Source organism: Streptomyces sp. GbtcB6, from assembly GCF_019091475.1.
Lineage (GTDB): Bacteria > Actinomycetota > Actinomycetes > Streptomycetales > Streptomycetaceae > Streptomyces > Streptomyces hyaluromycini.
The window spans coordinates 149,714-171,589 of record NZ_JAGXJL010000001.1; the positions used below are offsets into that span (position 1 = coordinate 149,714).

Below are 21,876 nucleotides of genomic sequence, written 5' to 3' on the forward strand. Positions count from 1 at the left end.
CGCCCTTCAGCCGAAGAAGTTCCGTACGTGCTCCAGGCCCTCGACCAGTGCGTCGATCTCGGCCGGCGTGGAGTACAGATAGAACGACGCTCGCGTGGTCGCAGGAATTCCGTACCGCAGGCAGACCGGCCGCGCGCAGTGGTGGCCGACCCGGACCGCGATGCCCTGCTCGTCGAGGACCTGGCCCACGTCGTGCGGGTGGATGTCCCCGAGGGTGAAGGAGATCGCGGCGCCCCGGTCCTCGGCCGTGGTGGGGCCGATGATCCTCAGGTCCGGGACCTGCTGGAGGCGCTGGACCGCGTACTCCGTCAGCGCGTGCTCATGGGCGAGGATCTTGTCCATGCCGATGGCGTTGAGGTAGTCGATCGCCGCACCGAGGCCGACCGCCTGGGCGATCGGCGGGGTGCCCGCCTCGAACTTGTGCGGGGCCGGGGCGTACGTCGACGAGTGCATCGACACGGTCTCGATCATCTCGCCGCCGCCGAGGAACGGCGGCAGGTCCTCCAGGAGCTCCTGGCGGCCCCAGAGGACGCCGATACCGGTCGGGCCGCACATCTTGTGGCCGGTGAAGGCCACGAAGTCGGCCTGGAGGGCCTGTACGTCCAGCGGCATGTGGGGCGCGGCCTGGGAGGCGTCGATGCAGACGAGGGCGCCGACCTCCTGGGCGCGGCGCACTATCGCCTCGACCGGGTTGACCGTGCCCAGGATGTTCGACACCAGCACGAAGGAGACGATCTTCGTCTTCTCGGTGATGATCTCGTCGATGTTGGACAGGTCGAGGCGGCCGTCGTCGGTGAGGCCGAACCACTTCAGCTTCGCACCGGTGCGCTGTGCAAGGAGCTGCCACGGCACGATGTTGGAGTGGTGCTCCATCTCCGTGATGACGATCTCGGTCTCGTGGTCCACCCGGTAGGGCTCGTCGGCCCAGCCGAGCATGTTCGCCACGAGGTTCAGCGACTCGGAGGCGTTCTTGGTGAAGATCACCTCGTCGCGGCTGGGCGCGTTGACGAACTCGGCGACCTTGTCGCGCGCACCCTCGTACATCGCCGTGGCCTCCTCGGCGAGCACATGCACACCGCGGTGGACGTTGGCGTTGTGGCGCTCGTAGTACTCGCTGAGGACGTCCAGTACCTGGCGCGGCTTCTGGCTGGTAGCCGCGTTGTCCAGGTACACGAGCTTCTTGCCGTCGTGGACCAGTCGGTCCAGGACGGGGAAGTCCTTGCGGATCGCCTCGGTGTCGAGGAGGCCCGGCAACTGTGTCACGCGGATACGCCACCCTTCGTGTATGCCTCGTAGCCCTCGTCCTCCAGCTTGTCGGCGAGCTCGGCGCCGCCGGACTCGACGATCCGGCCGGCTGAGAAGACGTGGACGAAGTCGGGCTTGATGTAGCGCAGGATGCGCGTGTAGTGGGTGATCAGCAGGGTGCCGACCTCGCCGGTCTCGCGGACACGGTTGACGCCCTCGGAGACGATGCGAAGGGCGTCGACATCGAGGCCGGAGTCGGTCTCGTCGAGGATCGCGATCTTCGGCTTGAGCAGTTCGAGCTGGAGGATCTCGTGGCGCTTCTTCTCGCCGCCGGAGAAGCCCTCGTTGACGTTGCGCTCGGCGAAGGAGGGGTCCATGGAGAGGCGCTCCATGGTCTCCTTGACCTCCTTCACCCAGGTGCGCAGCTTGGGGGCCTCGCCGCGGATCGCGGTGGCGGAGGTGCGCAGGAAGTTGGAGACCGAGACGCCGGGGACCTCGACCGGGTACTGCATCGCCAGGAACAGGCCCGCGCGGGCGCGCTCGTCGACGGACATCTCCAGGACGTCCTCGCCGTCGAGCAGCACGGTGCCGCCGGTGATCGTGTACTTCGGGTGACCCGCGAGCGAGTAGGCGAGGGTGGACTTGCCGGAGCCGTTGGGGCCCATGATGGCGTGCGTCTCGCCCTGCTTCACGGTGAGGTCGACGCCCTTGAGGATCTCCTTCGTGGCGTTGTCGGCCTCGACGGTGACGTGCAGGTCTCGGATTTCAAGCGTTGCCATGGGTGCCTCAGGACTCCTGGGTGAGGGAGACGAGCACGTCGTCCCCTTCGATCTTTACGGGGTAAACGGGGACGGGGCGCGTGGCCGGGAGGCCGGACGGCTTGCCGGTGCGCAGGTCGAAGCTGGAGCCGTGCAGCCAGCACTCGATCTGGCAGTCCTCCACCTCGCCCTCGGAGAGCGAGACGTTGGCGTGGGAGCAGATGTCGTAGATGGCGAACACCTCTCCCTCGGTGCGGACGACCGAGACCGGCGTGCCGGCGAGTTCCACCCGCTTCGGGGTGTCCTCCTCCAGCTCGCTCAGCCCGCAGGCGCGTACGAACGCAGTCGAGGTCATGCGACCGAGGCCTCCAGCTCCTCCTCGATCTTGGCGAGCAGGCGCTCCTCGATGTCGGCGACACCGATCTGCTGGACCAGTTCGGCGAAGAAGCCGCGGACCACCAAGCGGCGGGCGTCCTGCTCCGGGATGCCGCGGGCCATCAGGTAGAAGAGCTGCTCGTCGTCGAAACGGCCGGTGGCGGAGGCGTGCCCGGCGCCGACGATCTCGCCGGTCTCGATCTCCAGGTTCGGCACCGAGTCGACCCGCGCGCCGTCCGTGAGGACCAGGTTGCGGTTCATCTCGTAGGTGTCGGTGCCCTCGGCCTTGGCCTCGATGAGGACGTCGCCGATCCACACCGCGTGCGCGTCCTCGCCCTGGAGCGCGCCCTTGTAGGCGACGTTCGACTTGCAGTGCGGGGCGTTGTGGTCGACGAGGAGGCGGTGCTCCTGGTGCTGGCCCGCGTCGGTGAAGTACAGGCCGAAGAGCTCGGCCTCGCCGCCGGTGCCGGCGTAGGCGACGCGCGGGTGCAGCCGTACGAGATCGCCGCCGAAGGTGACCACGAACGACTTGAAGGTGGCGTCCCGGCCGATCAGCGCGTTGTGCTGAGCCACGTGGACGGCCTTGTCGTCCCAGTCCTGGACGGAGACGACGGTCAGCTTGGCGCCGTCGCCCAGGACGTACTCGACGTTGGCGGCGGTGACCACGTCACCGGTGTGGTCGATGACGACGACGGCCTCGGCGAAGGCGCCCAGCTCGATGACCTGGTGGCCGTAGGAGACCCCGCCCTGGCCGTGCACGCTGATCCGGATCGGCTCGGTGAGCACCGTCTCCTTGGGGACGGTGACCACGCCGGCCTGCTCGAAGGCGGAGTACGCCTGGGCGGCGACCCGGTCCACCGGGGTGCCGGCCCGGCCGAGCCGGGGGTCGTCGCGGCCGACCAGCTCGACGGTGACGCCCTCGGGGGCCTCCACCGCGACCTTCAGGCTGTCGCCGGACGCGACCGCCGTGCCGTCGTGCAGCCCGCGCAGGCGCTCCAGCGGGGTGAACCGCCACTCCTCCTCGCGGCCGTGCGGGACCGGGAAGTCCGCGACGTCGAAGGAGGGGGGCGCGCTCATGCGCGTGGCGACGGTCGACTCGGCGGCCACCGCGATGGCGCCTGCGGTGGTGGAGCCCACCGGGGTGTTCTGAGCCTCAGCCATGGCTGTCGGTCTGCTCGCTTTCTTACGTGAGTGGCTTGACGGTGACGGCGGTCGCTTAGCCGACCGCGCCTTCCATCTGGAGCTCGATCAGCCGGTTGAGCTCGAGGGCGTACTCCATGGGCAGCTCCTTCGCGATCGGCTCGACGAAGCCGCGCACGATCATCGCCATCGCCTCGAACTCGGTCATGCCCCGGCTCATCAGGTAGAAGAGCTGGTCGTCGCTGACCTTGGAGACGGTCGCCTCGTGGCCCATGGACACGTCGTCCTCGCGGACGTCCACGTAGGGGTACGTGTCGGAACGGGAGATCGTGTCGACGAGCAGCGCGTCGCACAGCACGTTCGACTTGGAGCCGTGGGCGCCCTCGCCGATCTCGACGAGACCGCGGTAGGACGTCCGGCCGCCGCCGCGCGCCACCGACTTGGAGACGATGTTGGAGGAGGTGTTCGGCGCCATGTGGACCATCTTGGAGCCGGCGTCCTGGTGCTGGCCCTCGCCAGCGAAGGCGATGGAGAGGGTCTCGCCCTTGGCGTGCTCGCCCATCAGGTAGACGGCCGGGTACTTCATCGTCACCTTGGAGCCGATGTTGCCGTCGATCCACTCCATGGTGGCGCCCTCGTAGGCGACGGCGCGCTTGGTGACCAGGTTGTAGACGTTGTTCGACCAGTTCTGGATGGTCGTGTAGCGGCAGCGGGCGTTCTTCTTGACGATGATCTCGACGACCGCGGAGTGCAGCGAGTCCGACTTGTAGATCGGGGCCGTACAGCCCTCGACGTAGTGCACGTAGGCACCCTCGTCGACGATGATCAGGGTCCGCTCGAACTGGCCCATGTTCTCCGTGTTGATGCGGAAGTAGGCCTGGAGCGGGATCTCGACCTGCACGCCCTTCGGCACGTAGATGAAGGAACCGCCGGACCACACCGCGCTGTTCAGCGACGCGAACTTGTTGTCACCGACCGGGATGACGGTGCCGAAGTACTCCTTGAAGAGGTCCGGGTGCTCCTTCAGCGCGGTGTCGGTGTCGAGGAAGATGACGCCCTGCTCCTCCAGGTCCTCGCGGATCTGGTGGTAGACGACCTCCGACTCGTACTGGGCGGCGACACCGGCGACCAGGCGCTGCTTCTCGGCCTCCGGGATGCCCAGCTTGTCGTAGGTGTTCTTGATGTCCTCGGGCAGGTCCTCCCAGGACTCCGCCTGCTTCTCCGTGGAGCGCACGAAGTACTTGATGTTGTCGAAGTCGATGCCGGAGAGGTCCGAGCCCCAGTTCGGCATGGGCTTCTTCTCGAAGAGGCGCAGGCCCTTGAGACGGAGCTTGGTCATCCACTCCGGCTCGGACTTCTTCGCCGAGATGTCCCGGACCACGTCCTCGTTCAGACCACGCTTCGCAGAGGCGCCGGCCTCGTCGGAGTCGGCCCAGCCGTATTCGTACTTGCCCAGGCCTTCGAGCTCAGGGTGGGCAGTCTCCGTGGGGAGAGTCATGCGGGGTTCCTCCCGGCCGTGCTTGCAGATGCGTCAGTGGAAATCTTGGGGATGAACGTCGTGCAGACGCCGTCGCCGTGCGCGATGGTCGCCAGTCGCTGGACGTGCGTTCCGAGCAGCTCGGCGAAGATCTCCGTCTCCGCCTCGCACAGCTGGGGGAACTGCTCCGCGACATGGGCGACCGGACAGTGGTGCTGGCACAGCTGTTCGCCGACCGGTGCGGTGCGCGCCGTTGCAGCGTACCCGTCCAGGCTCAGGGCCTTGGCCAGCGCTTCGGTGCGCTCGTCGGGGCTCACGCTCTCGATCGCCTCGCGGTAGGCACTCGCCTGGGCCATGATCCGGGCCCGCGCGAAGGCGGCGACCGCCTCCTGGCCGCCCCCCTGCTCGGCGATCCAGCGCAGCGCGTCGGCGGCGAGCTTGTCGTACGACTGGTCGAAGGCGTCCCGGCCGCAGTCGGTGAGGACGAAGACCTTGGCGGGCCGGCCGCGCGTCCGCGCGCCGTACACCCGCTGCTCGCGCGCCTCCACGACGTCGTCGGCGACCAGGGCGTCCAGATGCCGGCGTACGGCCGCGGGGGTCAGGCCCAGGCGTCCGGCCAGCTCGGTGACGGTCGACGGGCCGTGGTCCAGGATCGACCGCGCGACCCGGTTGCGCGTCGAGCGCTCACCGGTCGCTAGCTCCTCCTGCTGGGTCCCCGTGGGGGTCTCCCGAGCCTCGCCGACGTTTTTCACAACGCCATTGTTGCGTAATTCCTCAGAGCCAGGCAAGCGGCGTCCGGGCGACGAGACGGTGCCCTGCATCACTTAGGCATACCTAACCTACTACCCGCCCTGACCTGCGGAAACGATCTTTGATCGATCATCCCCCGGCCAATTGGGTGGCGTTCCGCGGCCTCCTCCGGAACACTCCGGAACCATGCCCACACCGCCCCCCACCGGCCCTCTTGTCACCCAGGACGCCCTCGCGGACGAGCTCCGCCTGCTGGGTGTCAAGACCGGCGAGACCCTCCTCGCACACACCTCGCTCAGCTCCCTCGGCTGGGTGAACGGCGGAGCCGTGGCCGTCGTCCAGGCCCTCCTCGACGCCCTCGGTCCGGACGGCACCCTGGTGGTCCCCACCCAGACCGGGGACCTCTCGGACCCCGCGGTGTGGGCGAATCCCCCGGTACCGGAGGAATGGTGGGAGACGATCAGGGCGACCATGCCGCCGTACGACCCCCGGACCACCCCCGCGCGCGGGGTCGGCGTGATCCCGGAGACCGTGCGGACCTGGCCCGGTGCCCTGCGCAGCGCCCACCCGCAGACCTCCTTCGCGGCCGTCGGCCCCCGCGCGGCGGAGATCCTCGACGGCCACGACCCCGACTGCCGGCTCGGCGAGCGCAGCCCGCTGGCCCGGCTGGAGAAGCTGCACGCGCGCGTGCTCATGCTCGGCACCGGCTACGCCACCTGCACCAGCTTCCATCTCGCCGAGTACCGGATCCCCTCCCCACGCGTCCGGGTCGGCCGCCCCTCCCCCGGCGGCGGCTGGGAGGAGGTCACCGAGGTGGCGATCACCTCCGACCGCTTCGACGAACTCGGCTACGACTTCGAACGCGACCGCCCGGTGGTCGTCCGCGGCCCGGTCGGCGCGGCCGAGGCCCGGCTCTTCCCGGTGGCGGAAGCCGTGGCCTACGCCGAGCGGTGGCTGGCCGTACACCGACCCCGTGAGGAGGAGATCTAGCACCCGGCCGTCCGGGTGACGGCAGCCGAACCTAGACTCTGTCACCATGCGAAGTGAGCCGGTGGTCCAGGTGCGGGACCTGGTGAAGCGGTACGGCACCAAGACCGCTGTGAGCGGCCTCGATCTGACCGCCGAGGCGGGCGTGACCGCCGTACTCGGCCCCAACGGGGCGGGCAAGACGACCACGATCGAGACCTGTGAGGGGTACCGCAGGCCGGATTCCGGCACGGTGCGCGTCCTGGGCCTCGATCCCGTACGGCAGTCCGCCGAGCTGCGCCCCAGAGTCGGCGTGATGCTCCAGTCCGGGGGCGTCTACTCGGGCGCCCGCGCCGACGAGATGCTGCGGCACGTGGCGAAGCTGCACGCGCATCCGCTGGACGTGGACGCGCTGATGGAGCGGCTGGGCCTCGGCAGCTGCGGCCGGACGTCGTACCGCCGTCTCTCCGGCGGCCAGCAGCAGCGCCTCGCGCTCGCCATGGCCGTGGTCGGACGCCCGGAACTGGTCTTCCTGGACGAGCCGACGGCCGGCCTCGACCCCCAGGCCCGCCGCGCCACCTGGGATCTCGTCCGGGACCTGCGCACCGACGGCGTGTCGGTCATCCTCACCACGCACTACATGGAGGAGGCCGAGCAGCTCGCCGACGACGTCGCCATCATCGACGCCGGCCGGGTGATCGCCAAGGGCTCCCCCGAGGAGCTGTGCAAGGGCGGCGCCGAGAACACCCTGCGGTTCTCCGGCCGCCCCGGCCTCGACGTCGGCTCGCTCCTCAAGGCGCTGCCGGCCGACTCCACGGCCGCCGAGCTGACCCCGGGCTCCTACCGGGTCATCGGCAAGGTCAACCCGCAGCTGCTGGCGACGGTGACCTCGTGGTGCGCCCAGCACGGCGTGATGCCCGACCGCATCTCGGTGGAGCGGCACACGCTGGAGGACGTCTTCCTGGAGCTCACCGGCAAGGAGTTGCGCTCATGATTCCGGCCCGCACATGGATCGGCTGGGGGTCCGGGGGTTATCCCCCGGGAGGACACAGTCTGGAGCTCACAGGCAAGGAGTTGCGCTCATGATTCCGGCCCGCACATGGATCGGCTGGGGGTCCGGGGGTTATCCCCCGGGAGGGCACAGTCTGGAGCTGACCGGCAAGGAGTTGCGCTCATGACCACCGCGACCGACACCGGCACCGGCACCTACGCCCCCCGGCCGGGTGCCGCCCCGCTCCCCCGCATGATCGCGGCGCAGGCGGCCCTGGAGACCAGGATGCTGCTCCGCAACGGCGAGCAGCTGCTGCTGACGGTGGTGATCCCGACGCTCGTCCTCGTGCTCTTCAGCTCGGTGGACGTCGTCGACACGGGATCCGGCAAGTCGGTCGACTTCCTGGCCCCCGGCATCCTGGCCCTCGCCGTCATGTCCACGGCCTTCACCGGCCAGGCCATCGCGACCGGCTTCGAACGCCGCTACGGAGTCCTCAAGCGCCTCGCCTCCTCCCCGCTCCCCCGCTGGGCCCTGATGACGGCCAAGACCGCGTCGGTCCTGGTCACGGAGATCCTCCAGGTGATCCTCCTGACGGTGATCGCCCTCGCCCTCGGCTGGTCCCCGCACGGCAATCCCCTTGCCGTGCTGCTTCTCCTGGTCCTCGGCACGGCCGCCTTCTCCGGCCTCGGCCTCCTGATGGCGGGCACCCTGAAGGCGGAGGCGACCCTGGCCGCCGCCAACCTGGTGTTCCTGCTGCTGCTCGTGGGCGGCGGGGTCATCGTCCCGCTGGACAAGTTCGGCGGGGCCCAGCACGCACTCGGCCTGCTCCCCATCTCCGCCCTCTCGGACGGCCTGCGGGACGTGCTCCAGCACGGGGCCGGGATGCCGTGGGGCGACCTGGGCATTCTCGCCGTGTGGGCGGTGGTGGCGCTGGGGGCGGCCGGGAAGTTCTTCCGCTGGGAGTGACAGGCCGACGGCTGCGGAGCGGAAGCCGTCGCTAGGCCACGTGAGTGACGTTCGCGTCCAGCGGGAAAAGACGCTCCGTGTACGAGTCGGCGGAACTCCCCAGCGCTCTGCAACCGTTGCTGCACGACGTCGTGATGTGCGTGGCGGCCCCGGCCTTCGTGGCATCGCCGCGGGACGGACAACTGCGCGGCCTCCGGGCGGAGGGCTTCTACGGCCACGACCGCAGGCTTCTGCACACGGTCTGTCTGCTGATCGACGGACGCGAGCCGGAGCCGATCGGCGTACAGCCGCTGGGCCCCGACCGGGTGCGCTTCACCTCGGTCCACCGCTATCAGGGCGACCCGACCGACGATCCCACCCTCATCGTCGAGCGGGTGCGGGTCGCGGGCCAGGGCGAGTTCATCCAGCTGAGAAACGTCGGTACGGTCCCCCGCCCCCTCCGCCTCGAACTGGCGCTGGCGACCGACCTCGCGGACATCGCCGACGTCAAACGGGGCCGTCCGACGCCCACCGTGCCGTGCACCGCCTCCGGGGACGGCGGCGGTCTGCGCTGGCAGGCCCCGGCGGGCCTCGCCGAAGTCCGTGCCGCGGGCGAGGCGGGGGCACCGGAGGTCACGGACGGGCCGGAGGGCGGTACCTTCGCCTGGCCCCGGATCGTGCTGCGGCCGGGCGAGGACTGGCACACCCACGTCAGCGTGACCGGAGGCGCGGTCCCCACTCCGCCGGGTCACCCCGGCGCCCCGCGATCCCCGGCCCCCTGGGCCGAACCCCGGGTGACGGGCGACCCCCGGCTGGTGGCACTGGTCCGCCAGGGCCTCGACGACCTGGGGGCCCTGCGGCTGGCCGATCCGGAACACGGAACGCGAACGGCGGGCGGCGCCGAGGACCAGTTCATCGCGGCGGGATGTCCCTGGTACCTGACGTTGTTCGGCCGGGACTCGATCTGGTCGGCGCGCATGATGCTGCCCCTGGGCACGGATCTGGCCCGCGGCACCCTGTGGGCCCTCGCCCGCCGCCAGGGCACGGCCCACGACGTGTTCCGCGAGGAGGCGCCCGGCCGCATTCTCCACGAACTGCGCCCGGCCGACGCCGAACACGGTCACGGCCTGCGCCTTCCCTCCCGCTACTACGGCTCGGTGGACGCGACCCCGTTGTTCGTGTCGCTCCTGGTGGACGCCTGGCACTGGGGACTGCCCGGGGAAGAGGTGGACGCGCTGCTGCCGTACGCCGAGCGCGCCATGGAGTGGGTGCTGGAGACCTGCGCCGGGGACGAGGACGGGTTCCTGCGCTACTACCCGCGGGCGGGCGGGCTGCGCCACCAGTCCTGGAAGGACAGCGAGGACGCCGTCCGGGACGCGACCGGCCGCCGTATCGAGCCGCCGCTGGCGCTGTGCGAGGTGCAGGGGTACGCCTACCAGGCGGCGACGGGGCTGGCCGAGCTGCTCTCGGCCCGTGGCCGTCACGACTCTGCCGTGCGGCTCCGTACCTGGGCGGACGCGCTGCGCAAGAGCTTCGCCGACGCCTTCTGGCTGTCTGCGCGGCACGGTCCGGCCCCGCGGTACGTGGCGATCGCCATCGGCCGGGGCCTGGAGCCGGTCAGCGGGCCCGCGTCCAACATGGGCCAGTTGCTGTCCACCGGCATCCTGGACGCCGACGGCTGCCAGGACGTGGCGGCATGGCTCGCGTCGCCCGAACTGAACTCCGGCTGGGGGCTGCGCAGCCGCTCCTCCGCCCTGCCCGGCTTCAACCCGCTGAGCTACCACAACGGTTCGGCCTGGACGCACGACACCGCGATCGCGATCCAGGGCCTCTCCACGGCGGGCCGCCACGAGGAGGCGTACGACCTGACGACGGGTTTGCTCGACGCGGCGAGCCACTTCGGGTACCGGATGCCGGAACTGTACGGCGGCGACCGGCGCACGCCGGGAGCTCCCGCTCCGCTCGCCTATCCTGCCGCCTGCCGTCCGCAGGGCTGGTCCGCCGCGTCGGGGGTGGCCCTGCTCGGCGCCCTGCTGGGTCTCCGGCCGAATGCCACGGACCGCGTCCTCCATGTCACCCCCATGGCCCAGGAACTCTCCCGAGCCGCGCCGCTGATCCGCGGGGTCGAGGGCATTCGCCTGGCCGGGCGGAACATCACCGTCCGCACGGATCACCCGACGGACGGCATCTCGGTCGAGGGGCTTCCCGAGGGGTGGCGGCACTCGGCTTCCTGACGCCGCCGGCAGACCGGCCGGACGTCACCGCCGACGGAACGCAGGACGCGAATACCTTTCGTAGGACGACAACAAGGGGGACAGACAACGCTTCTCCAGGTCGAATTCCGCCACCACACGCTTCCTCGCCGCACTGCCGACGGTGCGCGCCAGGCTCGGCGAACGGAGCAGCTCGATGATGTGACAGGCAAGAGCATCCGAATCACCGCGCGGTACGAGGAACCCGGTCGAACCGTCCCGGCCCACTCCTTCGGCGAGGCCGCCCACATCGGTGGCGACCACGGGGCGTGCCGAACACATCGCCTCCAGCGCCGCAAGGCCCATGGGCTCGGCGAACGTCGACGGACACACCACGACGCGGGCGCGGCGATACAGCTCGTGCATTCCGTCGACACCGGCGCGGTCGAAGGTCACGTGATCCGCGACGTTCAAATCCTTGGCAAGCCGGGTCACTTCATCTCTGAACCCGACCTTTTCGCCATGGAAATCAACCGAATTCGGTGTGTCCATGAGAACAAGGCGAGGACGCACCGGAAGATTCTCGTTCAGGACCCGCCGCATGGCCCGCACCGCCATCAACGCCCCCTTGTCGGGAATGAGACGGGCCGGCAGAAGAATGAGCGCTTCGTCTTCCGGTGCCGGATCGGCGAGTTCCGGCACCCGCAGAAAAGACTCGGCGTCGATGCCGAGATACATGAGTTCCGCGTCGGTCACCCCGAGGGCGTTCGTGCAGGCCTCACGGAGGAAGCCGGAGACCGCGAAGTGCGCGTCGAACGCACCGCACGCCCTGGCCAGGGCGACGCTCTCGGGATCACGCCAGATGCTGTGATAGGTGTGCAGCAGCACCAGGTCCAGGTCGGTTCTGAGGTCGAGCAGCGCCTCGGCCGGCGCCGCCGAGAAATGGTGGAGATTGTGGCCGTGGACCAACCGGGTTTCCCTGCCCGCCAGTTCACTCCGGAACCACGTGCGCAGTTCAGCCCGCTCCGTTGCGCTCCCGGTGGCCCGGGACAGGTCGAGCCCCGGATGCCGCAGCACCTCGACCCCGCCCTCCCGGGGCGTCCGGACGCCCGATGTCCCCGTGAACACCGTCACCCGGTGCCCTCTTCTGGCGAGCAGCCTGGAACAGTTCCAGAGGTAGGACTCCACCCCGCCGACCGTCGGCGGGAACGCCCAGTGCACGAAGGCCACGTTCAGCGCCTTCGGGGTTTGCCGATCCGGCTCCTGCGTCATTGCCGCCTCCGGGCACCCTTGCCACCGTGCTCGGGCCACACCCGCTGAACGGCAGAACAGACTTCCGCGAGCCGGGATCGTATTCCCCAACGAGCCCCGAACTCACGGTTTTAACGAAACGGTGCCCGATTGGTTGCAGGGCCGAGAAGTAGGGAAAACACAAGATTCGACGACATTCGCTCTGAACGTGGGTCGAATCCCACGGCAGCGGCGCGGCTTCGGGGGAACCACATGCGCGCTTGGGTGATCACTGTCTCCGCCGGTGCGGGAACCGGAACGACCGCGTTCGTCGCGGTGGCCGTGAAGGCCGCCGACTCCGGGGGCGCGCTGCTGTGGTGGCTGTCCATGGGTGCGGGACTGGTCGCGGGCCTGGCCGGTGGCATCGCCGCGCAGGTCGCCCGCAGGTCCGGCCCGGATCTCCCCGCGGAAGTGCCGACGAGCGCGCTCCAGGGCCCACCGCACAACCTGCCCGTGCTCAGCATGTACTTCACAGGCCGCACTGCCGAGACCGAACGCATCGTGGGCGTGCTGCGCGGACCTGTCCGCAGGCGCCCGCGGGACGAGCGCCCCGTACCCCGTGTCTGCGTCCTGTACGGAGCGACGGGCGCCGGCAAGTCCCAGCTAGCCGTGGCCTACGCCCGCGACCAGCTGACCCGGCACTCCCTGACGTGGTGGCTCAACGCCTCCGGTCCCGACGCGCTGCGCACGGAGCTGCTGGAGTTCGCGCAGTACGTGGGCATCCGCGATCAGGAGAGCAAGAACGTCGTCCTCATGAACCTGTGGCGCTGGCTCCGCGACCAGCGCGGCTGGCTGCTCGTCTATGACGGATGGCCGGCCTACGAGGACGCGCTGCGCAGCCTGCTGCCGTCGGAGGGCGACGGCGAGGTGCTGATCACCACTCAGCAGAACCAGGGCTGGGACGGCCTGCGCGCAAGCCCCATCGAACTCCGGGTCTTCCCCGAGAACGAGGGCATCGAGTTCCTGCGGCGACGCTTCGGCCTCGAACCGAAAGAGGCCTCGGAGCAGGACCTGGAGGCCTGCACCCGGCTCGGCCGCCAGCTCGGCTGGCTGCCGCTGGCCCTCGAACAGGCGGCGGCGTACATCGTCCAGGCGGAGACGACCGTGACCGAGTACCTGCGGGACCTGCCCGGGGGAGCTTCGGTCGAGGACACCTTCCGGCTCGCCATCGCGCGTATCTCGGAGACCTCGCCCGCCGCGGTGGATCTGCTGCGGTTGTGTACGTTCCTCGCCTCGGAGGACGTGCAGAAGGCCACGCTCATGCAGTACCGGTCGGTCCTCCCGGTCCGTCTGCGGACGGTGATGGCCGACCCGGTCACCTTCAACCGCGCGGTACTGCTGCTGGTGGACCACTCCCTGCTGACGCGCAGCGGGGACTGGCGCGACGGATCCGCCGCCTACGGCATGCACCCGCGCGTCCAGACCCTGATCCACGACGGACTGAGTCTGGCCGAGCGCCTGGAGTGGTCCCAGGCGGCTGTGCGGCTCGTGGAGGCGTGCTTCCCCACGACACCGGACCTGCTGGCGTCCAGGCCGGTGTGCGAGCGGCTGATGCCGCACGTCGAGGCCGTCATCGACAAGCTCGCCTGGGGCGACGACGCGGACGGCGGGCTCGGCGCGTCCCAGGACCCCGAGGCGCTGGCCCGATTGCTGCACCGCGTCGGCGCCTATCAGGAACACCGCTGCGACTGGGTGCGTTCCCTGGACTTCTTCGAGCGGGAGGCCGAGCTGCGCGAGATCGGGAACGGCGACGTCCTCGGCCGCGCGACGGCCCGGTACGCCGTGGCCCGTCAGCACTATCTCCTGGCCGGACTGGACGACGCCGAGCGGGAGTGCCGGCACGCGCTCCAGCTGTGCGACGGTCGCGAGGAGGAGGCGTTTCTGCGGTTACGGGCCCACTGCCAGCGGCAGCTGGGGGGCATCATGCGCGAGCACAACCGCTTCCGCGAGGCCCTGCGCGCGGCCCGGACCGCGGTCAGGATCTACGAGGGTCAGGCATGGCGGGAGGAGAGCCTCGACTGGGCCGTCGCCGAGCAGGAGACCGGACTGATCCACCGGAACGCGGGGCACCTCACCGAGGCCACCCGCCACTACCGGCAGGCGGAGCAGTGCATACCCAGCCGGGGCAGCCAGGAGCCCCCCGACTACACGGTGTTCCGCGCCATGCTCCAGCGCGACCTGGGCGTCGTCGCCCAGGACAGAGGGCAGCTGGAACACGCGGAGGCCATGCTGACCGAGGCCCTGAAGGTGTTCGGCGCCCATCGGGGACCGGAGGACTTCGAGACGGCCCAGATCGCCAAGTTCCTGGCGGACGTGCTGCGGCGGCGCAGCGAGAGCCACCGGGAGGAGGCGCGCCGGAGCCTTCGCCTCCTGCGCCGTCGCGACCTCCGCCGCAGGGCCCGCACCGAACTGGACCGGGCCGACCGGCTCCTCGGTCCGGTGGTGGAGCTGCACCGCAAGCGCAGCGAGGCGGAGGAGCACAAATACGCGGCCTGCCTCAACAAACTCGGCTCCTTACGTCTCGCGCAGGGACGGCCGGCCGAGGCGAGGAGGACGCTGGAACAGGCCGAGGCGATCTACCTGCGGCTCTACGGCGAGCGGCACTACTACCGCGCCAAGTCGCTGACCCGGCTCGGTCCCGTGCTGCGCGCTCAGGGTGACGGCGCCATGGCGGAACGGGTGCTCCGGGAGGCGGACGGGATCTTCCGGACGGCCCTCGGCAAGGACCATCCCGCGCTGATGGCCGTATGCGAGCATCTGTCCGACTGCGCTTCGGACCGCGGTGACCACGAGGAAGCCGGCCGGCTGCGGCGCGAGGCGGACCGCATCCGCCGGTTGCTGTGACACCCGGATCCCCGACCCTCGTGAACGCATGCACAAGCGGCCCCCTACCATGGTGCCCGTGCCAAAGCTGACCCCCACCGACCTCGTAGCGGCGCTGCGCAACCCGCTCGCCTTCATTGCCGATCGCTGGACCCCGGATCCCCGGACCGTCCGGCGGGCGGCTCTCGCCGCACTCGTCATGTCGGTGGTCATCGTGGTCACCGGCGGTGCGGTGCGCCTGACCGGCTCCGGCCTCGGCTGCCCGACCTGGCCCGAGTGCACCGACGGCTCGCTGACTCCGACGACCGCGCTGAGCTACCACAGCGCCATCGAGTTCACGAACCGCATGCTGACCTACGTGCTGTGCGCGGCGGTCGGCTGGGCGATCATCGCCGCCCGGTCCGAGAAGCCGTACCGGCGCAGCCTGACCCGGCTGGGCTGGGCGCAGTTCTGGATCGTGATGAGCAACGCGGTCCTCGGCGGCGTCGTGGTGCTCGTCGGCCTCAACCCGTACACCGTTGCCGCGCACTTCCTGCTGGCGACGGCCCTGATCACGGTCGCCGCCCTGATGTGGCAGCGCACCCGCGAGGGGGACGGGGAGCCGCGTCCGCTGGTCGGCAAGGCCGTGCAGCAGCTGGTGTGGGCCCTGGTGGCCGTGACGCTGCTGCTCATCGCCGCGGGCACGGTGGTGACCGGCGCGGGACCGCACCCGGGGGACTCCGGCGACGTCGAGCGCATTGACGTCAGCTGGTCGGGCGTCGCCGAGCTGCACGCGGTGTTCGCCTGGATCGTGGTGTCGCTGACCTTCGCCCTGTGGTTCTTCCTCAAGGGCGTCGACGCGCCCCGGGGACCGCGGGACCGCGTCCGCGACCTGTTCCTGATCCTGCTCGGTCAGGGCGTGATCGGGTACGTCCAGTACTTCACGCACCTGCCCACGGTCCTGGTCGGCCTGCACATGTTCGGCTCCTGCCTGGTGTGGATCGGCGTGCTGCGGGTCCTGCTCTCCCTGCGGGAACGCGCCGACGTCCCGGCCGGCGCCGGCCTGCCCGCTCAGCCGTACGACGCCGACACCGACACCGACGCCGTGAGCGCGTCGATCGCCGGGCCCAGGTAGTCCCGGGTCAGCCGGGCGCGGCGCGCCGTCCACTCCTCGGTGGGCGGGGCGGGGTCGTCGTAACGGCGGCTCCGGATGTCCTCGACGACCTCTGCGGGGGCGCCCAGGCCGGGCAGCAGGTCCAGGGCCTCGCGTTTGGAGATCAGCCGACCCTCGCGTGCGGTGACCGTGGCACGGGCGAAGGTGATCATGCCCAGGTCGACCCAGACGTCCTGGGTCCACAGCGGGGCCTTGTCGACGACGGGCCGCCAGTAGTCCCGCTGGTCGCGGACGACGAAGTCGCCGAGTTCCCGGTCCGTCACCGGTGGCAGCAGCCCGGCGGGCTCCCGGCCGTACAGCACCCGTCCGAAGGCGTGCAGCTCACGCCGGGTCACCAGACTGACCGGCCGCTTGAACAGCTGCTCGTACGCCCAGGTCAGATGGGACCGGGCGGGGTCGGCCGCGGTCGACGGGGTCAGATAGGTGCAGTGCAGGACGGTGGCGAGCGGCAGCGTGCGCAGCCGGGCGTGCACGACGGCGACCTTCCATACGACGGCCGGGGTCACCGGGCCCGGCAGCACCACGATCAGGTCCAGGTCGCTGCGGCCCTCCCGATAGTCGTCGCCCGCGGCGAGCGAGCCGTGCGCCCACACGGCCACGGGGTCCAGCACCGACAGCTCGACGACGAAGCGGCTCAGTAACGTCTCGGTGTCCACGCGCTCAGTCTGTACAGCTCACTCCAGCCCGTACACCCGTTTCGCGTTTCCCGCCGCGATCAGCCTGGCCACCCGCTGGGCGTCACCCAGGCACCACGCGCCCTCGGCGACCCAGGTGCCCAGCACCCGGGCGAGGGACTCGCGGAAGAGGCGGGCGCCGACCACGTGCAGCTCGGGCAGGCCGTGGGCACCGCTGGAGAAGAGGATCTTGCCGAAGGGGGCCAGTTCCAGGAGCTCGGCGAGGATCGTGGCGGCGCGGGCGCCGGTGCGGACCAGGGCCGCGCCCGAGTCTGCGTAGACGTGCGGGAAGACGCCGGCGAGATGGGCGGCATGGCGGTGGTACGGGTAGCCGTGGAGGAGGACCAGGTCGGTGCCGAGGCCCGCGGTGGCGCGGACGAAGTCGGTGAGCAGGACCGGGTCGGTGCGGTCGATCCGGGCGCCGGGCTCGCCGAGGCCCGCGTGCAGCTGGAGGGGGAGGCCGGAGGCCACGGCGATCCAGAGCAGGTGCCGTAGCAGGACCGGGTCGGCCAGCTCGCCGCCGACCCGGCGGGCCGCCAGCCAGCGGCCGGCCGCGCCTCTCACCTCGCCGGGGCCGGGAGGCTCGGGGGCCAGGGCCAGGCCGTGGCGGAGACCGGCGACGGAGGTGAAGGCGACCGCGTTCGCCGCCGCGCCGTGCACCGACTCGGCGAGGTTGGCGAGGAAGGACTCGACGGTGCCGGAGGTGTCGGCGACCTGCTCGGCGAGCAGTTCCAGGCGGACGATCTCGCGGGCCTGCGCGTCGCCGGTCGAGGCCATCTCGGTGGGACCCGTGAGGTCGCCGGGGAGGCCGGTGTCGACGAGGTAGGTGGTGATGCCGCTGCCGCGCAGGAGACGGCGGCCGGCCTCCAGGACACCGAGCTCACGGCGCCGGGCCAGGTAGCGGGCCGGCGCGCAGTGGGGCTCCAGGCCGAGGAGCGGGGGGCACCAGCGCCGTACGGCGAAACCGGTCTGGGTGTCGAAGAGGGTGGTGCCGGCGGCCGGGGGGCCTTCGGTGCGGGCGAGCTGGGCCTCGAAGGTGCCCAGGCCCAGCTCGGTGCGGAGCACTCCGTGGCAGTACTGGTCCACCAGGGACGGCGTTTCGATCATCCTGGCTCCCGTGTGGACGGCTGCATGTCCGTCTTAACGGGTGAACCGGGATGGAGGTCGCGGTCCGGAGGGGGTGGTAAGGGCTGCACGGCGGCCGCGGACCATATGCGGCTGGTCGCGCCCACGCGGCGGAGCCGCAGATCGATACAGCCCGCGCCCCTGAAAACAGCTGCTCAGCCGCCGATCTGAATGCCGGCCATCCGCTTCCACTCGTACGGGCCCGTCTGGACCTTCGCCGCGAACTCACCGTCGAAGGACTCGTGGACGGTGATGCCGGCCTTCTCCACTGCCTGCTGGGCGATCTCGGTGCTCGGTGCCACCAGGTCGCCCCAGCCGCCGTCCTCGCCGACGAGGACGATGCGGGCGCCGCGTTCGCCGATGTAGGCCACCTGGCCCTCGGCGCCGCCGTGGGCCTTGGCGAAGGCGCCGATCTCCTTGGCGAGGCGCGCCACCTTGCGCTCGGCCTTCTGGTCAACCTGCTGCGTGTCTGCCATGGACAGGATGCTACTCACGAGTAGATCCACTGGCGAGGGCAGGGCGATGTGACCTGTGTCAGCGCAGGAAGGGGTCGACCGCCACGGCCACGAAGAGCAGGGAGACGTAGGTGATCGACCAGTGGAACAGCCGCATCTCCTTGAGCTTCCCGCCTGTGACCTCCGCCTTCGCGCGGTTCTGCAGCCCGTGCGCCTCCCACAGCCACCAGCCGCCCGCCACCAGGGCGACCAGCGTGTAGAACCAGCCGGTGTAGCCGAGGGGGGTGAGGAGCAGGGAGACGCCGACCATCACCCAGCTGTAGATGACGATCTGCTTGGCGACCACCTTGTTGGAGGCGACGACCGGCAGCATCGGCACGCCCACGCGCGCGTAGTCGTCCTTCACCTTCATGGACAGCGGCCAGTAGTGCGGCGGCGTCCAGAAGAACATGACGAGGAAGAGGATGACCGGCGCCCACGACATGGAGTCCGTGACGGCCGACCAGCCGATCAGCACCGGCAGACAGCCGGCGATACCGCCCCACACGATGTTCTGCGAGGTACGGCGTTTGAGGATCATCGTGTAGACGACGACGTAGAAGAGCAGCGCTCCGAGTGACAGCCAGGCGCTCAGCCAGTTGACGGTGAAACCGAAGAGCAGTGTGGAGCCGACCGCCAGGGTGATGCCGAAGGCTAGGCACTCGCGCGGGCTGACCATGCCGGTCACCAGCGGACGCTGCGAGGTCCGGTCCATCAGCGCGTCGATGTCCCGGTCGATGTACATGTTCAGCGCGTTGGCGCCGCCCGCCGAGAGGTAGCCGCCGACGCAGGTGAGCAGCACCAGCGTCAGGTCGGGCACACCCTGCTGCGCCAGGAACATCACCGGAACGGTGGTGATGAGCAGCAGCTCGATGATCCGCGGCTTGGTCAGCGCCACGAAAGCTTTGACACGGGCCCCGAACGGCCGGTGACTCGGGCTCTCGCTCGCACCGAGTACCCCCGCTGGACGGGATTCGACGGCCGTCACGCACACCCCTGACAGAGACTCCCAGCGAGCCCCGCCGTGTGAACTCACGGTAAAGGCTCGCGCGTACCACGCCACTTTAGACGTTGCCCATACCTCGACCTTCGCGGGGGTGGGGTCGTGTTGGGGGGCGTCTCGGAAGAGGGGGAAGGGGGCTCGGTTGAGCAGTCAGATGAGCGGTTCCGTATTCATGTGCCGAATGCCTTCTCGGCCAGTCGGGAGGCGGATCCCCGAGAGTCCCGGCAGTCTGGAAACACTCGAAAAAATGCACGTCCTTACGGGGGTAGGCTCGACAACGGCCGGTGGGCACCCAGTGCACCGGCAGCCGGTGTGGGCGTGTGCCCGTGGACCGGTAACCGAACATGTGGAGAGGAGCCCTGACTCAGGGTGAGCACCAAGCCGACCACCACAGACCTCGACTGGACCGAGTTGGACCAGCGGGCCGTCGACACCGCCCGCGTCCTGGCCGCCGACGCCGTACAGAAGGTCGGCAACGGCCATCCGGGTACGGCGATGAGCCTGGCGCCGGCCGCGTACACCCTCTTCCAGAAGGTGATGCGGCACGACCCGTCCGACCCCGACTGGGTGGGCCGCGACCGCTTCGTGCTGTCCGCAGGTCACTCGTCGCTGACCCTCTACACGCAGCTCTACCTGGCCGGTTTCGGCCTGGAGCTGGCAGACCTCGAAGCCTTCCGCACCTGGGGCTCGAAGACCCCCGGTCACCCGGAGTACGGCCACACCAAGGGCGTCGAGACCACCACCGGCCCGCTGGGCCAGGGTGTCGCCAACGCCGTCGGCATGGCCATGGCCGCCCGCTACGAGCGCGGTCTGTTCGACCCGGACGCGCCGCAGGGCGAGTCTCCCTTCGACCACTTCGTCTACTGCATCGCCGGTGACGGCTGCCTCCAGGAGGGCATCTCCGCCGAGGCGTCCTCGATGGCCGGCCACCAGAAGCTCGGCAACCTGGTCCTGCTGTGGGACGACAACCACATCTCGATCGAGGGCGACACCGAGACGGCCGTCTCCGAGGACACCGTCAAGCGGTTCGAGGCGTACGGCTGGCACGTTCAGCGGATCGCCCCGAAGCCGGACGGCGACCTGGACCCGCACGCCATCTACAACGCGATCGAGGCCGCGAAGAAGGTGACGGACAAGCCGTCCTTCATCGCGATGCGCTCGATCATCGCCTGGCCCGCCCCGAACGCGCAGAACACCGAGGCCGCCCACGGCTCGGCGCTCGGCGATGACGAGGTCGCGGCCACCAAGCGCGTCCTCGGCTTCGACCCGGAGAAGTCCTTCGACGTCGCCGAGGAGGTCATCGCCCACACCCGCCAGGCCGGCGAGCGCGGTGCCGCCGCCAAGGCCGAGTGGGAGAAGTCCTTCCAGCTGTGGCGGGACAACAACGCCGAGCGGGCCACCGAGTTCGACCGCATCGCCGCGGGCGAGCTGCCCAAGGGCTGGGAGGAGAAGATCCCGGTCTTCGAGCCCGGCAAGGGCGTCGCGACGCGTGCCGCCTCCGGCAAGGTGCTCCAGGCCCTCGGTGCCGTGATCCCCGAGCTGTGGGGCGGTTCCGCCGACCTGGCCGGGTCGAACAACACGACCATCGACAAGAACAGCTCGTTCCTGCCGGCGGACAACCCGCTGCCGGGCGCGAACCCCTACGGCCGCACCATCCACTTCGGTATCCGCGAGCACTCCATGGCCGCGGAGATGAACGGCATCACCCTGCACGGCAACACCCGTGTCTACGGCGGTACGTTCCTCGTCTTCTCCGACTACATGCGCAACTCCGTGCGGCTGTCGGCGCTGATGCACCTGCCGGTGACGTACGTGTGGACCCACGACTCCATCGGCCTCGGCGAGGACGGCCCGACGCACCAGCCGGTCGAGCACCTCGCCTCGCTGCGCGCCATCCCGGGCCTGAACGTGGTCCGCCCGGCCGACGCCAACGAGACCGCGATCGTCTGGCGCGAGATCCTCAGGCGCTACACGAAGGTCTTCGGCAAGGGCGCCCCGCACGGCCTGGCGCTGACCCGCCAGGGCGTGCCGGTGTACGAGTCCAACGAAGACACGGTCAAGGGCGGTTACGTCCTCTTCGAGGCGACCGGCGGGACCCCCGAGGTCATCCTCGTCGCGACCGGTTCCGAGGTGCACGTGGCCGTCGAGGCGCGCGAGCAGCTGGAGGCCGACGGCGTGCCCACGCGAGTGGTGTCCATGCCGTGCGTGGAGTGGTTCGAGGAGCAGGACCAGGCCTACAAGGACGCCGTCCTGCCGCCGTCCGTGAAGGCGCGTGTGTCGGTCGAGGCGGGTATCGGCCTCACCTGGCACAAGTACGTCGGGGACGCCGGCCGCATCGTTTCCCTGGAACACTTCGGTGCTTCCGCCGACGGCAAGGTGCTCTTCCAGGAGTTCGGCTTCACTGCCGAGAACGTGGCCGCCAAGGCCCGGGAATCCATCGCCGCCGCCCAGCGCTGACGCTATATACGACACGTA

At 70.1% G+C, this 21,876-nt stretch carries 18 protein-coding genes; 7 read left to right on the top strand and 11 right to left on the bottom strand.

The window, feature by feature from the left end; genetic code table 11:
• Positions 1-6: 6 nt before the first annotated feature.
• Genes KVT45_RS00725 through KVT45_RS00750 form a run of 6 tightly spaced genes read right to left on the bottom strand, consistent with a single transcriptional unit; the run spans position 7 to position 5,747 of the window.
• Positions 7-1,263, bottom strand: a complete 1,257-nt coding sequence (locus KVT45_RS00725) for a cysteine desulfurase (protein ID WP_217544241.1) — start codon at positions 1,261-1,263, stop codon at positions 7-9.
• A complete protein-coding gene (gene sufC / locus KVT45_RS00730) occupies positions 1,260-2,024 on the bottom strand; it encodes a Fe-S cluster assembly ATPase SufC (RefSeq protein WP_217544243.1) in 765 nt (254 codons plus the stop codon). The genes KVT45_RS00725 and sufC overlap by 4 nt, the downstream gene beginning before the upstream one ends.
• 7 nt (positions 2,025-2,031) lie before the next feature.
• Positions 2,032-2,358, bottom strand: coding sequence for a non-heme iron oxygenase ferredoxin subunit (locus KVT45_RS00735; protein ID WP_217544245.1), 327 nt, complete (start codon positions 2,356-2,358; stop codon positions 2,032-2,034).
• A complete protein-coding gene (gene sufD, locus KVT45_RS00740) occupies positions 2,355-3,539 on the bottom strand; it encodes a Fe-S cluster assembly protein SufD (RefSeq protein WP_217544247.1) in 1,185 nt (394 codons plus the stop codon). Before sufD ends, KVT45_RS00735 begins: the two co-directional genes overlap by 4 nt.
• Positions 3,540-3,594: 55 nt before the next feature.
• Positions 3,595-5,016: a Fe-S cluster assembly protein SufB gene (sufB, locus tag KVT45_RS00745; protein WP_217544249.1), complete on the bottom strand. Its 1,422-nt coding sequence runs from the start codon at positions 5,014-5,016 to the stop codon at positions 3,595-3,597.
• Complete coding sequence (locus tag KVT45_RS00750) at positions 5,013-5,747, bottom strand: metalloregulator ArsR/SmtB family transcription factor (RefSeq protein WP_217544251.1); 735 nt, start codon at positions 5,745-5,747, stop codon at positions 5,013-5,015. Before KVT45_RS00750 ends, sufB begins: the two co-directional genes overlap by 4 nt.
• Before the next feature lie 184 nt (positions 5,748-5,931).
• Between KVT45_RS00750 and KVT45_RS00755 the strand changes: the two genes are divergently transcribed.
• The 4 genes from KVT45_RS00755 (at position 5,932) to KVT45_RS00770 (ending at position 10,881) form a co-directional block, all read left to right on the top strand.
• On the top strand, positions 5,932-6,735 hold the full coding sequence (locus KVT45_RS00755; RefSeq protein WP_217544253.1) for an aminoglycoside N(3)-acetyltransferase: 804 nt from the start codon (positions 5,932-5,934) through the stop codon (positions 6,733-6,735).
• 46 nt (positions 6,736-6,781) lie between these two features.
• Positions 6,782-7,705, top strand: a complete 924-nt coding sequence (locus tag KVT45_RS00760; protein ID WP_217544254.1) for an ABC transporter ATP-binding protein — start codon at positions 6,782-6,784, stop codon at positions 7,703-7,705.
• A 180-nt stretch (positions 7,706-7,885) separates the two neighbouring features.
• Positions 7,886-8,668 carry an ABC transporter permease gene (locus tag KVT45_RS00765; RefSeq protein ID WP_217544256.1) on the top strand — a complete coding sequence of 261 codons (783 nt, stop codon included), beginning with the start codon at positions 7,886-7,888 and terminating at the stop codon, positions 8,666-8,668.
• A gap of 44 nt (positions 8,669-8,712) precedes the next feature.
• Complete coding sequence (locus KVT45_RS00770; RefSeq protein WP_217544258.1) at positions 8,713-10,881, top strand: glycogen debranching N-terminal domain-containing protein; 2,169 nt, start codon at positions 8,713-8,715, stop codon at positions 10,879-10,881.
• Positions 10,882-10,905: 24 nt separating this feature from the next.
• On the opposite strand, the gene KVT45_RS00775 is transcribed toward KVT45_RS00770, so the two are convergent.
• Positions 10,906-12,111 carry a glycosyltransferase family 4 protein gene (locus KVT45_RS00775; RefSeq protein WP_217544260.1) on the bottom strand — a complete coding sequence of 402 codons (1,206 nt, stop codon included), beginning with the start codon at positions 12,109-12,111 and terminating at the stop codon, positions 10,906-10,908.
• Positions 12,112-12,342: 231 nt separating this feature from the next.
• Here KVT45_RS00775 and KVT45_RS00780 point away from each other — a divergent pair, with 231 nt between their 5' ends.
• Positions 12,343-14,973: a tetratricopeptide repeat protein gene (locus tag KVT45_RS00780; protein WP_217544262.1), complete on the top strand. Its 2,631-nt coding sequence runs from the start codon at positions 12,343-12,345 to the stop codon at positions 14,971-14,973.
• A 49-nt stretch (positions 14,974-15,022) separates the two neighbouring features.
• Positions 15,023-16,066, top strand: a complete 1,044-nt coding sequence (locus KVT45_RS00785) for a heme A synthase (RefSeq protein ID WP_217544264.1) — start codon at positions 15,023-15,025, stop codon at positions 16,064-16,066.
• Here KVT45_RS00785 and KVT45_RS00790 read toward each other — a convergent pair.
• The 4 genes from KVT45_RS00790 to KVT45_RS00805 all read right to left on the bottom strand — a co-directional run bounded on the left by KVT45_RS00790 (position 16,003) and on the right by KVT45_RS00805 (position 19,392).
• Entirely contained in the window at positions 16,003-16,761 is a 759-nt protein-coding gene (locus KVT45_RS00790; RefSeq protein WP_217544266.1) for a nucleotidyltransferase domain-containing protein, read from the bottom strand. The genes KVT45_RS00785 and KVT45_RS00790 overlap by 64 nt on opposite strands.
• Before the next feature lie 18 nt (positions 16,762-16,779).
• Positions 16,780-17,886, bottom strand: a complete 1,107-nt coding sequence (locus KVT45_RS00795) for an amidohydrolase family protein (RefSeq protein WP_217544269.1) — start codon at positions 17,884-17,886, stop codon at positions 16,780-16,782.
• A gap of 173 nt (positions 17,887-18,059) precedes the next feature.
• The gene (locus KVT45_RS00800; protein ID WP_217544271.1) at positions 18,060-18,380 is read right to left on the bottom strand and encodes a hypothetical protein; all 321 of its coding nucleotides are present in this window, start codon (positions 18,378-18,380) and stop codon (positions 18,060-18,062) included.
• 58 nt (positions 18,381-18,438) lie between these two features.
• Positions 18,439-19,392 carry a heme o synthase gene (locus KVT45_RS00805; RefSeq protein WP_217544273.1) on the bottom strand — a complete coding sequence of 318 codons (954 nt, stop codon included), beginning with the start codon at positions 19,390-19,392 and terminating at the stop codon, positions 18,439-18,441.
• Between the two features lie 378 nt (positions 19,393-19,770).
• Between KVT45_RS00805 and tkt the strand changes: the two genes are divergently transcribed.
• Positions 19,771-21,858, top strand: a complete 2,088-nt coding sequence (tkt, locus tag KVT45_RS00810) for a transketolase (protein WP_217544275.1) — start codon at positions 19,771-19,773, stop codon at positions 21,856-21,858.
• Positions 21,859-21,876: the final 18 nt, after the last annotated feature.